Origin of the sequence: Caulobacter sp. X, from assembly GCF_002742635.1 — a bacterium.
Classification (GTDB): Bacteria; Pseudomonadota; Alphaproteobacteria; order Caulobacterales; family Caulobacteraceae; genus Caulobacter.
This window is the reverse complement of the sequence record NZ_PEGF01000001.1, coordinates 1,411,230-1,426,038: the sequence shown is the minus strand read 5'-3', so window position 1 is coordinate 1,426,038 and position 14,809 is coordinate 1,411,230. Positions and strand designations below refer to the sequence as shown.

The following is a 14,809-nucleotide window of genomic DNA, read 5'->3' as shown; positions in this document are numbered from 1 at the left end:
GGTCGGATCGTGAATGATCCCGGCGACCGGAGATGGTCCACCATCCACCCCGAATAGCCATCCAGCCCGTCCGCTCTGTGCCACCATGCCACCTCTGGAGGATCGTGCAATCGGTCCGGCGAACTGGTCTACCGCTGGCGCGGCCCCATATGGCAAATCTGCCGCGCGCGGTCCTCCCCGACCGCGATCTCCAAATCCAAGGATCTATCCCGAATGGCCACCGCTAAAGGCTATGCGGCGCCCGCCGCTGGCGCGCCCCTGGCGCCGTTCACTTTCGAACGCCGCGACCCCAATCCCGACGACGTCGTCATCTCGATCAAGTACTGCGGCGTTTGCCACTCCGACATCCACATGGTCGACAACGGCTGGGGCCAGAGCGTCTACCCGATCGTGCCGGGCCACGAGATCGCCGGCGTGGTCACCGCCGTCGGCGCCAATGTCACCAGGTTCAAGGAAGGCGATCCCGTCGGCGTCGGCTGCTTCGTCGATAGCTGCGTGACCTGCAAGGCCGCCCGCGACCTGGATCGCGAACAGTACCAGCCGGGCCTGGTCCTGACTTACAGCGCCTTCGAGCCCGGTTCGGACACCCCGACCTATGGCGGCTATTCCGACCACATCGTGGTCAAGGAAGACTACGTCCTGTCGATCCCCGAGAACCTGCCGCTGGACGCCGCCGCGCCGCTGCTGTGCGCGGGCATCACGCTCTACTCGCCGCTGCGCCACTGGAACGCCGGTCCTGGCAAGAAGGTCGCGATCCTGGGCATGGGCGGCCTGGGCCATATGGGCGTCAAGCTGGCCCACGCCATGGGGGCCGAGGTCACGGTGCTGAGCCAGACCCTATCCAAGCAGGCCGACGGCCTGCGCCTGGGCGCGGACCACTACTACGCCACCAATGACCCGAAGACCTTCGAGACCCTGGCCGACACCTTCGACCTGATCATTTGCACCGTCTCGGCCGGCATCGACTGGGGCGCGTACCTCGCCTTGTTGAAGGTCGACGGGACCATGGTGATCGTCGGCGCGCCCGAAGAGCCGGTGCCGCTGAACGCCTTCGCCCTGATCCCCGGCCGCCGCACCCTGGCCGGCTCGATGATCGGCTCGATCAAGGAAACCCAGGAGATGCTCGACTTCTGCGGCGAGAACAACATCGTCGCCGAGATCGAGACCATCTCGATCGACCAGATCAACGAGGCCTATAAACGCATGCACAAGAGCGACGTGCGCTACCGCTTCGTGATCGACATGGCGACGCTGTAGGGCGCTTCTCGGATCCGATTTCCCCGGCATTCGCCGGGGAAGTCGGGTTAGGGTTTAGGCCACCGCCGCCGGCTTGGCTCCCGTCGCCGGCCGGTACTTCTCCGCGTCTGAGGTGAACTCGGCGTGGCCGTAGCGCTTCAACTGCCGCTTCAGCCGCCCAACCAGCCGCGCGTCGGCTAGGTCCGATAGCCCGGGCACCCGCCGCGCCAGGCGATAGGCGGTCAGTTGGCCGGTCACCAGCGTGGCCACCAGGCCGAACATCATGAAGTCGCGCGGGCCGATCTCGACCCCCATGCGCTTGGCCGCCGCCACGTCGCCGTTCATGAAGTTGCGCAGGAAGAACACCTTGGAGAAGCCGCGCTCGACCTGGTCGAACAGGCGGTTCTCGGGGCGCTCGTCCGGAAGCAGGTAGGCGTTCAGCGTGGCGCGGACCAGCTCGCCGCAGGTGGCGTCGTCGAAGCCGGCGCGCAGGGTGGCGCTACGGGCGTTCATGGTGTCGACCACGCCTTGCGGCGTGTCGGCCAGCAGGTCCTCGGGCAGGCCCAAGAGGAAGCAGCGATAGCGGGCCAGCTCGACCCGGGCGCGCTCGTCGGCGGTGAAGACCTTCCGGCCCTCGCCGACGATCTTGTAGCTCATCAGGAAGATCGGGATCAGGCCGGCCGGCATCTGGTCGACCTGCGGGATCGGGATCCCGTAGACGCCCACGTCCCAACGGTTCGAGCGCTTCAGGGCGTTGAACCGCACCATCGAATGCATCAGCCGCACCATGGCCGCGGCGCGGAAGCCGGCGCCATGCCGCTCTAGCGAGCCGGGCAGCAGGGTGGCTGTGAAGAAGGTCGCCGTCTCGTTCACGCGCCGCGCGGCGGTGTCGTTTGACAGAGTCCCGGTCAGCGCCATCGGCAGGGCGGCGTACTTGTTCATGAAGGTGGCGATGAACGCGCCGCGGATCGCGAAGGGCCCCAGGTTGGCCGCGGCGTTACGGTCCAGCCGCTGGCCCTCGCGCACCAGGTCCATGTCCAGCCAGTCCGGGATGCGCTCCATGTCGGCGATGAAGGCCGCCAGTTCCGGCGGGGCGTCGGGCACGGCCGCGATCCCCTCGTCGCAGGCCTTGGTCAGCATCTCGACCAGAGGCCGGAAGCCATGGCGCGGCATCAGGGCGGCGTAGGCGTCGGCCACGACGTCGCCCAGCATGGTGTAGGCCTTGATCAGGGCGATCTTGTCCGGATCCAGCTTGGCGCGCGCCAGCCTCGGCGCGACGCTTTGCCTGGGATCGGTCGTGAACCGCTCCGGCGTGATGTCGAAGTCGACGTCGCCATAGAGCGCGGGCAGGGCGGTCTTTTGCGAGGCGACCTTGGCCAGGACCTGGTCCAGCGTCGTGTTCATCTGATCCTCGTGACGTCGCGGACCCGTGACGGATCCGGTTTTCGCATCATAGGTTACGCTAACCGTAGGCCTCGGCTACTCGCCTTGGCCCTGATACGGAAAGGCGGCGCGGCGCGGATGCAAGGCCCTGAAAAGACAAGGCGAACGCCAAGACAGCCGCGCTCGGAAGCGACGGTCGAGGCCATTCTCGAGGCGACCTTTCAACTTCTGGAGCAGGGCGGCGTCGAGGCCCTGACCACCAACCACATCGCCGAGCGGGCGGGGGTCAGCGTCGGCACGCTCTACCAGTACTTCGGCGGCAAGCAGGCGGTCCTCGCGGCCTTGGCGCATCGCAGGGCCGAGGCCGCGCGCGACCGGATCGCGGATCTCGTGATCGCGCGGCCGGACATCGGCGCGGTGCGGCTGATCGTACGGACCCTGGCGACCGCCTTCGAAGGCTCGCCCGCCACGCGTCGCGCCCTTCTGGACGCCCTGCTGCTGGACGAGGGCGAGGCGGTGATGGCGCGGCATCATCAGTCGTTCTTCGCCGCCATCGCCGGCAAGGCGGCGCTGGGCTTTGACCTGTCGCCGGAGGCGGGTTTCGTCCTGACCCACGCCGTGGTCGGCCTGCTGCGCGCGGCGACGGTCGAGCAGGGTCTGGGCCTTGATCCTCAGCGCCTGGAGGACGAACTGGTCCGGTTGATGGAAAGCTATATTTCGGCGCTGGCCGTCACGAAAAGCGCGTCTCGGTAGAGTTCGTGTCGACTCCCTGACGGAACCGCCACGCCAAGGTCACGTTGTTTCCGCCGGGAGGGGCCTCGACGGAGAGTTTAGATGACCAACAAGCTTGCCTTGCTCGCCGCCGCCGCGTCCCTGACGTTCGCCGGCGCCGCTTTCGCCCAGACGACGACCACCACCGGCTCGACCGCCACCGGTACGCCCTCGACCGGCGCCGCCACCGCGCCGACGGCGCCCGGGCAAACGCCTCCCGGCCAAGCGGCCACGGCACCGGGCCAGACCATGACCACGCCAGGCTCGACCATGACCACGCCGGGCGCCGCCTCGACCGCGCCGGGCGCCGCGATGACCTCGCCGTCGGCCAGCACCGCCGATAGCGCCGCGACGCCGAGCTCGGCCACGGTCGCCAGCTTCAAGGTCGGTTCGGCCGTGAAGGACGCCCAAGGCGTGCCGGTCGGCCAGATCAGCGGCACCAGCACCGGCGCCGACGGCTCGACCAACGTGATTGTCACCAATGGCGGCGTGAAGTTCGCCCTGCCGGGCAACAGCCTGACCGCGGGCGCGGACGGCAGCGTCTCGACCACGGCCACCAAGGCCCAGATCGACGCGACCGTCGCCGGCGCCAAGCCGCAGTAAGCCATCGTTCTGAAAGACGATGATAACGTTCGCCCGCTCGGCATTGCCGAGCGGGCCTCTCGCTGCTAGCGATGGCCTGCAAAGGGGCGGTTTTCCGCCGACTTGGGGTTCCCGTATGCCTCCGGCCAATAAGACCAAGCGTGGGTCCAACTCGCTGCTTTGGGATCTTCTGACGTTCGATCGCCTGGTCACCGGGCCGGTGATTCACTTCATCTACTGGGCCGGCCTGGGCGTCGTGGCCCTGTTCGGCTTCTCGGTCGTCGGCGCGGCCGTGGGCCTGGCTTTGAAGGAGCCGGGCGTCGGCTCCCTGCTGCTGGCTTTCCCGGTCCTGGTCGCCGGCCTGCTGGTCGCCGGCGCGCTCGTCCTGCTGTGGCGGGCTTTCTGCGAGTTCTACGTCGCCATCTTCCGGATCAGCGAGGATCTGCGCGCGCTGCGCCAGACCAGCGACGCCGATCACGCCGCCTTCCTGGCCCGCCGTCAGGCGCAGCCGGCCGAGCCTCCGCAGCCGTAATCCTCAGCGGGCGACCGTCTTCAGTCGCTCGCGCAAGGTCGTGAGCTCGGCCAGCGGCATGTTCAGCGCGCAGAACAGTTTTTCCGGCACGCTGGCCGCCTGCTCGCGAAGGGCCTGGCCTTTTTCCGTCAGCGCCACGATCACCCGCCGCTCGTCGTCCGGGTCGCGGTGGCGCTCGACGAGGCCGCCCGCCTCCAGCCGCTTGAGCAGCGGGGTCAGGGTGCTGGAATCAAGGTCCAGCGCGTCGCCCAGGGCGCCGACGGTGCGCGGGCTCTGCTCCCATAGCACCAGCATGGCCAGGTACTGCGGATAGGTCAGGCCCAGGGCGTCCAGGATCGGCCGATAGAGCCGCGTCATCCGGTTGGCCGCGCCGTAGAGGGCGAAGCACAGCTGGTTGTCGAGGCGCAGGATCTCGACAGGGCTTTCGGATGACGCGGGTTTCTCTGTCATGTCGACTGGCTTACGCCGCCTTGACGCTGATCGCCACATCGACATTGCCGCGCGTGGCGTTGGAGTACGGGCAGACCTGATGGGCGGTGGCGACCAGGGCCTCGGCCTCGGCCTGGCTGAGGCCTTGGGTCTCGACTTCGAGGGCCACTTCCAGGGCGAAGCCCGCGCCGGCGCTGGCGAGGCCGACCTGGCCGGTCACGGTCGAGCCGGTCAGCGGAATCTTCTGGGTGCGGGCGACGTGGCCCATCGCGCTCTGGAAGCAGGCGGCGTAGCCGGCCGCGAACAGCTGCTCGGGGTTCGTGCCCGTCTCCTTGCCGCCCAGCGACTTGGGCATCGACAGTTGCACGTCCAGCAGGCCGTCCTCGCTGCGGACATGGCCTTCGCGGCCGCCGACGACGGTGGCGCGGGTGGTGTAGAGGGTGGTCATGGCGAAACTCCTCGCTCTGGAATGATATGAACGATTTAATCGTGCACGATTTAATTGCAAGGGCGAGGGGATGAAAAAGATCGCGCGCGATGGAATGAGCGCCCCCTCCGTCTCGGCGCGTATCCGCGCCGATCCACCTCCCCCGCTCCGCTAGGGAGGATGAGCCGCGTCCTCCTCACCCGTGCAACGGGGGAGGTGGCGCGATGCGCAGCATCGTGACGGAGGGGGCGCTAAACCTCTAAGCCGCCCAGGCGGCCGCGAAGCGGCGCAGAAGGGAGCGGGCCAGGCTGTCCTTGTCCTTCTCCGCCGCTTCCAGGCGCAGGAAAAGGTCACCCGCGCGGTGGTGGGCGCGGGCGGGCAGGCCCTGGCCGGCCAGGCGGACCAGGCCGCGCTCGGCGGCCTTGGTCGAAATCCAGGCTTGGCGCGGACCCAGAGGCGTGTCGGCCTCGACCCGGCCGCCCTCGGCCAGGACGCGAGGGGCGACCTTGCCGGTCAGCCACAGGTCGTCGCCGCGCACCAGGGCGCCGTCCAGCGGCCGGTGGCGGACCTCGAACAGCACGTCCAGCAGCCGGACCTTGTCGCCGGCGCGCAGGCCGGCGGGTAGTTTTAGCCGCAGGCGGCGACCGTCGATCGACAGTTCCTCGGAGCCGCCGAACACGGCGGTGGCGATGTCGATGTCCAGGAACGCGTAGTCGGTCACCGCCGGCGCGGTTACGGCCGGCGCGAAGGTCGTCGGGCGCGCCAGGGCGTCCTGCAGCAGGCGATAGGCGGCCTGGACCTCGCGGAACAGGGCCGCGTCGCCGGTCGGACGGTCCGGATGGGCCCGCTTGGCGGCCTCGCGATAGGCCTTGCGCAGCGCGCGTTCGTCCGCGTCCGGCCCGACGCCGAGCAGGGTGCGAGCAGCGAAAAGCGTCAGGACGGGGCCTTTGGCGGTCATGGCGGCGACCCTGCCGCCCGGATGGTCAACGGGGCGTTAAGTTAAGACTTTCGCTTACGGGACCGGCGCTGTGGCTCGTCGCCGCTGAGGGGCCTATATGGACATCATGAGCGCCGACCAGACCCTGATCCCCGCCTCGCCCAGCGAGGACGACTATGTCCGCCAGGTCACCGAGGCCACGCCGCCGCCGCTGCTGTCGGAGGAGGATCCCTTCGCCCTGTTCGCCGAGTGGCTGGAGGACGCGGGCAAGAAGGAGCTGAACGACCCCAACGCCATGACGGTCTCGACGGTCGACGCCGACGGCATGCCCGACTCGCGCATGGTGCTGCTGAAGGACTTCGATCAGCGGGGCTTCGTCTTCTACACCAACACCCACAGCGCCAAGGGGCGGGAGCTGGCGGCCAATCCGAAGGCCGCCATCCTGTTCCACTGGAAGTCGCTGCGCCGCCAAGTGCGGATCCGGGGTCTCGTGGAATCGGTGACCGACGCCGAGGCCGACGCCTATTTCGCCAGCCGCGCCCGTCACAGCCAGATCGGCGCGTGGGCCAGCGACCAGTCCCAGCCTTTGCCCGATCGCCTGGCGCTGGAGAAGCGGGTGGCCGAGATGGGCTTGAAGTTCGGCCTCGGAAAGGTGCCGCGTCCGCCGCACTGGTCGGGCTATCGCATCGTTCCGGTCGCCATCGAGTTCTGGCGCGATCGCCCGTTCCGGCTGCACGAGCGCCTGGTGTTCGACCGGGTGGCCGAGGGCTGGACGACGAAGCGGCTGTTCCCCTAGGCGAGGCGATACTGGCCGCTTAGGCCTTCGCCCTCGGCGATCACCCGGCCTTCCTTCACCAGCTGGTTCATGTGGGCCAGGACCGACAACGCCGCGGCCGGATGCAGACGCGGATCGACCGCGGCGTACAGGCTGGGGACCATGGCCGGGATGGACGTGAAGCCCGCGCCCAGTGCGTGCAGGATCTGCGCCTCGCGCGCCCGGCGGTGGGCGATATAGGCGTCGATGAACGGCCCGACCTCGCGCACCGGCGCGCCGTGGGTCGGCCACAGGGTGTCGAAGTTCCGCGCCCGCACCTTGGCCAGACTGGCGAAATAGTCGCCCATGTCGCCGTCGGGCGGGCTGACCACCGTCGTCGACCAGCCCATGATGTGGTCGCCCGAGAACAGGGCGTTCTCTTCCTTCAGCGCGAAGCAGACGTGGTTGGAGGTGTGGCCTGGCGTGGTCACCGACTCCAGCGTCCAGCCCGGGCCGTTGATCACGTCGCTGTCCGAGAGTTCGACATCGGGACGGAAACGCTCATCCGCGCCTTCCTCCAGGCCGGGCGCGGCCGCCTCGCCATGATCCGCCGGCGCGGGTCTGCCATACACCTTGGCGCCGAACAGATCGGCCAGCGGGCGGGCGAGAGGGCTGTGGTCCAGGTGGTGGTGAGTGACCAGCACGTGGGTCACCCGCTCGCCGGCCAGGGCCGCCTTCAGCGCCTCGAAGTGCTCGGGCAGGTCGGGACCGGGGTCGATCACCGCCACCTCGCCGCGGCCGACGATATAGACGCCGGTGCCGGTATAGGTGAACGGGCCGGGATTGCGGGCGATCACCCGACGGATCAGCGGCGAGACCTGGTCGCAGCGGCCATATTCGAACGCCAGCTCGCGGACGAAGGGAATCATGGGGTCGCTCCGGTGTGATCGCGGCGCCGGTCTTGCGCTGAGGGTCCTCGAGTATCCCAGGGGGACCGGATCATGGCGACGGACGCGGCGATTTTTGTTTCAAAACGGCTTCAGCGCGCGGTGTTCGCCGTTCTCTGTATCATGCTGGCGCAGTTCGTCCTGACCAGCTGCCAGGCCGAACCGACGCCGATGGCCGCGCGCGAGGCCTCCCGCTTCTAGGCGTCAGGCCGGCAGCACGCCCGAAAGGTCGTAGCCGGCGCCCAGGCCCTGCTCGATCAGCGTCCCACGATCCGCGCCGGCCAGGGCCTGACCAATCGACCAGGTGACGATCGAGCGGGTGCCCGAACGGCAGAAGGCCAGCACCGGCCCGCTCGCCGCCTCAACCGCGGCCCGCACCGTCTCGACCTGGTCCGGCGTGGGGCCGCCACGCACCGGGACATACAGATAGTCCAGGCCCGCCGCCCGCGCGGCCGCCTCGATCGCCGCGCTGGACGGCTGGTTGGGGTCTTCGCCGTCGGGGCGATTATTGATCACCAGAACGAACCCTTCTTCCGCCGCGCGAGCCATGTCGGCTTCCGAGACCTGGGGGCTGACCGAAAGAGAATTGGTGACGCGTCGAAAATCGCTCATGGCTCCGCCGAACTGACTGGTCGCGACGCCGTTCGCCGCGTCGACATCTTTGCGGCCAAGGGGCGCCTAGACAATGGTCAGTTCGCCTCGAGGGATGCATGGCCTCGCGGCGCCGTAAGGGGCGATCCGCCTGAAGATGTGACGAGATTGTGAAAGTATATTGCCGTTAACAAAGCGGCTCTAGGTATTAAAGTGCGGTCGTCAAGGTCTGGCGCGCACTTTTCGGCTGTCTTGGCAGTGTGTTCGCCTTTTCGAGAACGGCGATCTCTGAAGAGAAAATAATTCTGTTCAATCAATTATCTTGAGCTGGCGCTGGCGCTCACGCTTCGAGGGCGGGGCCATCCTTGAGCGTTGGTTGCTGGAAATTGGTCGCGCCTGTGGCGTTTTTGCGACACGTCTTCGGCTTGTGCATTACAATTTTGCAATGGCAATTGACCCCCGGCTCCGGCGGCTCCTAACGTCCCCTTAACCGGGGAATTTGTTTCCGGGACACCAGTAGGCTGGTGGCGCATTTCAGCGGTTTTCCGCTCCAGGCCGGACAAACTTTCTAGAGGGGTTGTTTGTCCCGCTTGCCGCTGGCGCCACTCTCAGAGGGGACACTTTCAGCATGAAATCCACCAAAGGTAGCGCGCGCGCGCGTCTGTTGACGACGACGCTGCTCGCGGGCCTAGCGACGATCGCGACGCCGCTGGCCATCGGCGCTGTCGCGACGCTGGCGCCGACGATCGCCAGCGCCCAGGACTACACCAGCGGCACGCTGAGCGGCCGCGTGCTGGATTCCGGCGGCGCGCCCTTGGCCGGCGCGGCGGTGACCGTGAAGTCGCAAGCGACGGGCGTGTCGCAGAATTCCACGACCGACGCCAACGGCGTCTTCCGCGCTCCGCTGATCCCCACCGGCGCCTACACGGTGACGATCTCGAAGGATGGCTATCAGCCGTCCAGCAACGCCGGCTTGGCCGTGCGCGCCGGCGGCGAGTCGAACTACGCCTTCACCCTCGTCGCCACCGGCGAAGTCTCTGAGGTGGTGATCACGGCCACGGCTCGGCCGGAGCTGGACTTCTCGCAAACCACGACCGGTCTGGCCGTGGACGTCGAGCAGTTGGTGAAGTCGGTGCCGGTGGTTCGCAGCGTCCAGGGTCTGGCCCTGCTCGCGCCCGGCGCGGTCGCGGGGGGTGCGGGCAACTATGCCAGCCAGACGGCGATCGGCGGCGCTTCGGTGTCGGAAAACGCCTTCTACATCAACGGCCTGAACATCACGAACTTCAATACCTACCTCGGCGGCGCGACCGTGCCGTTCGACTTCTACAAGACGTTCGAAGTGAAGACCGGCGGCTATCCCGCCGAGTTCGGCCGCGCGACCGGCGGTATCGTCACCGCCGTGACCAAGTCCGGCACCAACGACTTCATGTTCGCCGTCCACGGCAACTATGAGCCCAACAGCCTGCGGTCCGATCAGAAGGACAGCTATCTGAACGCGGGCAACCACCTGAAGCGCGACTATCGCGATCTGGTGTTCGAAGCCGGCGGCCCGATCATCAAGGACCACCTGTTCTTCTACGGCTTGGCTCAGATGCGTAAGCTTGAGCTGAACCCCGCGAACCAGGCCACCCGTTCGACCGCCGCCACCACCGCGCGTGAAACGGCCAACCCGAACGGCGCCGAAAACCTGACGGTCGACCGTTCGGGCCAGCCATTCTGGGGCGCCAAGCTGGACGCCTACATCACCTCGCGTCAGCACCTGGAAGCGACCTACTTCCGCACCACCGACGTCACCAAGCGTCGCGTGTACGGCTACAACCAGTTCACCGACAAGGTCGGCGGCTTCAAGTCGGGCTCGAACTTCCCGACCGGCGGCGAGAACTTCGTGTTCAAGTACACCGGCTCGTTCACCGACTGGCTGACGCTGTCGGGCGCCTATGGCCGCAACACCGACAACCAGGCGACCCTGCCGCTGAACACCACCGATCCGCTGGTTCAGGATCAGCGTAGCGGCACCGCCTCGACGATCAGCCAGCAGTCGGTTTCGGCTATCGGCGCGCCGTACAACACCAAGCGCAATTTCTGGCGCGCGGACGCCGACCTGTACTTCGACCTGCTGGGCAAGCACCACATCCGTGGCGGCTATGACCACGAAGACAACTATCTGAAGCACTTCTCGCTCTACACCGGCAACGCGGCCTACACCTACAAGGTCGCCGCCGCTGGTAACGCCCTGGGCCTGGCCGCGGGCACGCAGTTCATCGAAGCCCGCACCTTCATCTCGGGCGGCGCCTTCGACGGCAAGAACCACGCCTGGTATGTCCAAGACTCGTGGACGCCGTTCCGCGGCCTGACCCTGAACCTCGGCGTTCGTAGCGACAGCTTCCAGCAAGCCGGCTCGAACGGCGTGGTCTTCGCGGACCTGAAGAACAACATCGCGCCGCGCATCGGCGTCACGTGGGACCCCACGGGTGAAGGCCGCGACAAGATCTTCGCTAACTACGGCAAGTACTTCCTGCCGATCGCGGCCAACACGGCCTATCGTCAGGCCGCCGGCACCTACGACTTCACCGCGCGCTACTACAATCTGGCCGGTTACACCCCGGACGCGCGCACCGGTCTTCCGACCGGCGGTCTCGGCACCCAGTTGGTCGGCTATTCGGGCGCTCGCGCCTGCGTCGCCGGTGGCGCTTCGGCCGCGGGCGTGGTGGGCTGCACCTATCAGAATGACGGTTCGTTCTACACCGCCGATCAGCAGCACAGCAAAGAGCTGAAGCCGACGGAGGAGGATGAATTCCTGGTCGGTTACAGCCACAAGTTCGACAACCTGTGGACTGTTGGCGTCACCCTGACCTACCGCAACCTGGTTGAGGGCGCCGACGACGTCGCCATCGACTACGCGGTTCGCGCGTACTGCAAGGAAAAGGGCATCGTCTGCGATAACTACGACGGCACCCTGATCGACTACGCCATCATCAACCCCGGTTCGGCCGCGACGGTGCGTCTGCAGAGCCCGCTCACCTCGACGAGCACGGAACTGCCGACCATCACCTTCACGGCGCAGCAACTGGGCTATCCGAAGCCGAAGCGTGAATACACGGCTCTGGATCTGTCGTTCGACCGCGCCTTCGACGGGAAGTGGAGCTTCCACGGGACCTACACCCTGTCGGAGCTGAAGGGTAACTACGAAGGCTCGTCGTACAGCGACTACGCCAGCGGTCAGGTCGACTCGGGCGTGACCCTGCAATACGATACCCCGACCCTGCTGGAAGGCGCCTACGGCCTGCTGCCGAACCACCACGCCCACGTCTTCAAGGCCTATGGTTCGTATCAGCTGACCGACAGCCTGATGCTCGGCGCCAACGGCACCGTCATCTCGCCCCGCCGCGTCGGCTGCATCGGCTATGACCCGAACGACCCGGTCCTGGAGAACAACTACGGTCCGTCGTACACCCACTACTGCGGTGGCAAGCTGGTGCCTCAAGGCAAGGGCACGAGCACGCCCTGGACGTCGTCGATCGACGCGTCGCTGCGCTACACGGTGCCGAAGTTCTTCCCCTACCAGGGCGACCTCGTCCTGCGCGCGGACGTCTTCAATATCTTCAACTCGCGCAAGCCTGTGAACGTGCAGAACGTCGCCGAAAACGGCACCGTGCTCTACACGGCGCCGGCGACCGGCAGCCCGCTCTCGGCGACGCGCCAGCCGGTGTTCGGCCAGCCGATCACTTTCCAGACGCCGCGCTACGTGCGTCTGGGCTTCGACCTGACGTTCTAAGGTCGACGCAGCTCTGAATGGATCGCGGCGGGCTCCGAAAGGGGCCCGCCGTTTTCTTTGAAGGGCGCCTACACGGGAGGAAGCATTGCGCGAGATGATCCTGGGTCTTCTATTCGTCGCCCTGGCTGGCGCGGCTCAAGGCGCGGAACCGACAGGGGAGCGAAAGGCGGTCGAGGCGGTGATCGCCGACAGCGCCAAGGGCTGGAACGCCGGCGACGTCGGACGCTTCATGGCCAGTTATTCCGACGCTCCACAGACCAGCTTCGTCACGGCGGAGGGCCTCGTCCGAGGCAAGGCCGCCATGCTGGAGCGGTACAGGACCAAGTATGACTTCGGCGATCCAGCCAAGCGGGGCGTGCTGACGTTCGAGACGCTGGACTTCCGGCCGCTGGACAAACGCCACGCGCTCTACGTGGCGCGTTGGACTCTAACCTACGCCGACGGAAAGGCCGCGAGCGGCTACACCACCCTCGTCATGGCCCACGAGAAGGCCGGCTGGCGGATCATCGCCGACCACAGCAGCTAAGGCTCTCGCGGCGGCGAGCATCCAGAAAAAAAGGCCGCCCGCGGACCGGAGCCCCGGGCGGCCTTCGCCTTTTGGGGGCGCCTAGCCTCTAGCGCACCGGCGTGTCCGCCAGCACCGACGCGCCGCCGGGCGCCGCGCGCAGGCGGGCCTTGGCCATTTCGTCGAGAAGGGCCTGCGAGCGGGGATCGCCCAGCACCCAGGCGGCCGCCGCCAGCGTCCGGACCGAGGTCTCGCTGACGCCCAGCAGCTTCTCCAGGGCCTCGAAGGGCGAGGGGCCGCCGTCCATGCGCTTGAGGCGCACGTCGCCGTTCAGCTTGGCCAGGGCCTTGGCCTTGTCGACCGCCTGGTAGAAGCCGCCCAGCTCGTCGACCAGGCCCAGCTGCTTGGCTTGCTCGCCGGTCCAGACGCGGCCCTTGGCGATCTCGCGCACGCGAGCGGCGGGCAGTTTGCGGCCCTCGGCCACGCGGGTGACGAAGCCGGCGTAGATGCGGTCCATCCAGCCGGCGAACTTGGCGCGTTGCTCGGGCGTGAAGCCGTCGCCCGAGCCGAAGGCCTGGGCGTAGTCGCCGCCGACATGCAGCTGCTTGGTGTCGACGCCGAACCGCGCCAGGGCGTCGCCGATGGCGAACTTGCCGCCATAGACGCCGATTGAGCCGGTCAGGGTCGAGGGCTGGGCGACGATCGCGTCGGCCTGGCTCGAGATCCAGTAGCCGCCCGAGGCCGCGTAGGTCCCCATGCTGACCACCACGGGCTTGCCCGCGGCCTTTGCGGCCTTCATCGCCGCCAGGATCTGCTCGGAGGCGGTGTCCGAGCCGCCGGGCGAGGAGACGCGGAAGACGATCGCCTTGATGTCCTTGTCGTCGATCGCGTTCTTGAAGGCCTGGGCCACGTCGTCTGAATAGACGTTGCTCTCGCCGCCGAAGGGCGAGCCGCCGCCGCTGGTCCCGGTGACGATCGCGCCCTCGGCGCCGATCACGGCGATGGCCGGACCGGTCTTCACGATGGGCGGCTTGCTGCGCGAGGCGTAGTCGTCGAAGTCGATCAGCTTGGCGCCCTTGCCGGCCTTGTCGAGGGCGAAGGCCTGGATGTCGCTGACCTGGCCGACCTTGTCGATCAGGCCCTTCGCTTGCGCCTCCTGGGCGCTGTAGGGGCCGTCCTCGAGCGTGCGGGTCAGCTGGACCGGATCGCGCTTGCGATCGACCGCGGCGCTGACCAGGGCGGTGCGATAGACCGAGCCCATCCACGACAGCGTCGATTCCCGGTGAGCCGGCGTGTAGTCGCTATAGAGATACGGATTGACCGCGTTCTTGTACTCGTAGCGCTGCTCGTAGTCGGCCTTGACGCCGTACTTGTCGAAGAAGCGCTTGAAGAACATCGACTCGCTGGACAGGCCGACCGCCTGGAAGCTGCTGTCGGGCTGCATCCACAGCTCGCTGGCCGAGGCGCCCAGCATATAGGTCGAGGTGACCATGCCCGAGGGGTAGAGGCCCTGGCTGTGGGCGTAGATCGGCTTGCCGCCGACATCGCGGAAGTGCTTGAAGGCCAGGCGCAGCTCGTCGGCCGCCGCCGGGGCGACGCCGCCCTCGGGCAGGCGCACCAGGACGGCGCGGACCTTGTCGTCCTTCTCCGCCCGTCGCAGCGTCTCGATGATCGACATCACGGAGTCGCCGCTTCCGCCCAGGGCGGCGAACGGGTTCCGGGGCGTCTGATCGGTCAGGCCCTGGCGCAGGTCCAGTTGCAGGACGGCGTGCGCCGGGGGCGGGGCGGGGCGCGCCGCCCCGGCGGCGATCACGATGAGGAGGAACGGAACTCCGACCACGAACAAGAGAAGGCCGACAAACACGCCGGCGACGGTCAGGAAGAACTGCTTCATCGGAAGTCCCGTTGGGAGGTGTCCGACACAAGTTACCCGGTGTCGC

The 14,809-nt window shown here is 67.5% G+C and carries 14 protein-coding genes and 2 pseudogenes; 9 read left to right on the top strand and 7 right to left on the bottom strand.

The window, feature by feature from the left end:
* The first annotated feature begins 213 nt into the window (after positions 1-213).
* Positions 214-1,257 (top strand): NAD(P)-dependent alcohol dehydrogenase, encoded by a 1,044-nt coding sequence (locus CSW60_RS06550; protein ID WP_099536462.1) that lies wholly within the window; start codon positions 214-216, stop codon positions 1,255-1,257.
* Positions 1,258-1,311: 54 nt separating this feature from the next.
* Here the strand turns inward: CSW60_RS06550 and CSW60_RS06545 are convergent, their stop codons facing one another.
* The gene (locus CSW60_RS06545; protein WP_099536461.1) at positions 1,312-2,640 is read right to left on the bottom strand and encodes an oxygenase MpaB family protein; all 1,329 of its coding nucleotides are present in this window, start codon (positions 2,638-2,640) and stop codon (positions 1,312-1,314) included.
* A 117-nt stretch (positions 2,641-2,757) separates the two neighbouring features.
* Here CSW60_RS06545 and CSW60_RS06540 point away from each other — a divergent pair, with 117 nt between their 5' ends.
* The 3 genes from CSW60_RS06540 (at position 2,758) to CSW60_RS06530 (ending at position 4,504) form a co-directional block, all read left to right on the top strand.
* Positions 2,758-3,372, top strand: coding sequence for a TetR/AcrR family transcriptional regulator (locus CSW60_RS06540; RefSeq protein ID WP_099536460.1), 615 nt, complete (start codon positions 2,758-2,760; stop codon positions 3,370-3,372).
* Between the two features lie 81 nt (positions 3,373-3,453).
* On the top strand, positions 3,454-3,993 hold the full coding sequence (locus tag CSW60_RS06535; RefSeq protein WP_099536459.1) for a hypothetical protein: 540 nt from the start codon (positions 3,454-3,456) through the stop codon (positions 3,991-3,993).
* Between the two features lie 115 nt (positions 3,994-4,108).
* Entirely contained in the window at positions 4,109-4,504 is a 396-nt protein-coding gene (locus CSW60_RS06530) for a DUF4282 domain-containing protein (RefSeq protein ID WP_099536458.1), read from the top strand.
* Positions 4,505-4,507: 3 nt separating this feature from the next.
* Here the strand turns inward: CSW60_RS06530 and CSW60_RS06525 are convergent, their stop codons facing one another.
* Complete coding sequence (locus CSW60_RS06525) at positions 4,508-4,954, bottom strand: MarR family winged helix-turn-helix transcriptional regulator (RefSeq protein WP_099536457.1); 447 nt, start codon at positions 4,952-4,954, stop codon at positions 4,508-4,510.
* Positions 4,955-4,964: 10 nt separating this feature from the next.
* Positions 4,965-5,381: an organic hydroperoxide resistance protein gene (locus CSW60_RS06520; RefSeq protein WP_099536456.1), complete on the bottom strand. Its 417-nt coding sequence runs from the start codon at positions 5,379-5,381 to the stop codon at positions 4,965-4,967.
* A gap of 97 nt (positions 5,382-5,478) precedes the next feature.
* Here CSW60_RS06520 and CSW60_RS23885 point away from each other — a divergent pair.
* Positions 5,479-5,613: pseudogene (locus CSW60_RS23885) on the top strand (hypothetical protein); the annotation flags it as partial.
* Positions 5,614-5,619: 6 nt separating this feature from the next.
* Here CSW60_RS23885 and CSW60_RS06510 read toward each other — a convergent pair.
* Entirely contained in the window at positions 5,620-6,318 is a 699-nt protein-coding gene (locus CSW60_RS06510; protein WP_099536455.1) for a DnaJ domain-containing protein, read from the bottom strand.
* A 106-nt stretch (positions 6,319-6,424) separates the two neighbouring features.
* On the opposite strand from CSW60_RS06510, the gene pdxH reads away from it, so the two are divergent.
* A complete protein-coding gene (gene pdxH, locus CSW60_RS06505; RefSeq protein ID WP_099537577.1) occupies positions 6,425-7,093 on the top strand; it encodes a pyridoxamine 5'-phosphate oxidase in 669 nt (222 codons plus the stop codon).
* Here the strand turns inward: pdxH and CSW60_RS06500 are convergent.
* On the bottom strand, positions 7,090-7,980 hold the full coding sequence (locus tag CSW60_RS06500) for an MBL fold metallo-hydrolase (protein ID WP_099536454.1): 891 nt from the start codon (positions 7,978-7,980) through the stop codon (positions 7,090-7,092). The genes pdxH and CSW60_RS06500 overlap by 4 nt on opposite strands.
* A gap of 72 nt (positions 7,981-8,052) precedes the next feature.
* On the opposite strand from CSW60_RS06500, the gene CSW60_RS23045 reads away from it, so the two are divergent.
* Positions 8,053-8,199, top strand: a complete 147-nt coding sequence (locus tag CSW60_RS23045; protein ID WP_143324129.1) for a hypothetical protein — start codon at positions 8,053-8,055, stop codon at positions 8,197-8,199.
* 3 nt (positions 8,200-8,202) lie between these two features.
* On the opposite strand, the gene CSW60_RS06495 is transcribed toward CSW60_RS23045, so the two are convergent.
* Positions 8,203-8,610, bottom strand: a complete 408-nt coding sequence (locus tag CSW60_RS06495; protein WP_099536453.1) for a TIGR01244 family sulfur transferase — start codon at positions 8,608-8,610, stop codon at positions 8,203-8,205.
* Positions 8,611-9,217: 607 nt separating this feature from the next.
* Here CSW60_RS06495 and CSW60_RS06490 point away from each other — a divergent pair.
* Both CSW60_RS06490 and CSW60_RS06485 read left to right on the top strand, forming a co-directional pair.
* Positions 9,218-12,364, top strand: coding sequence for a carboxypeptidase regulatory-like domain-containing protein (locus tag CSW60_RS06490; protein ID WP_099536452.1), 3,147 nt, complete (start codon positions 9,218-9,220; stop codon positions 12,362-12,364).
* Positions 12,365-12,527: 163 nt separating this feature from the next.
* A pseudogene (locus tag CSW60_RS06485) lies at positions 12,528-12,890 on the top strand (DUF4440 domain-containing protein); the annotation flags it as partial.
* Between the two features lie 88 nt (positions 12,891-12,978).
* Here the strand turns inward: CSW60_RS06485 and sppA are convergent.
* On the bottom strand, positions 12,979-14,763 hold the full coding sequence (gene sppA / locus CSW60_RS06480; protein WP_099536451.1) for a signal peptide peptidase SppA: 1,785 nt from the start codon (positions 14,761-14,763) through the stop codon (positions 12,979-12,981).
* Between the last annotated feature and the right edge of the window lie 46 nt (positions 14,764-14,809).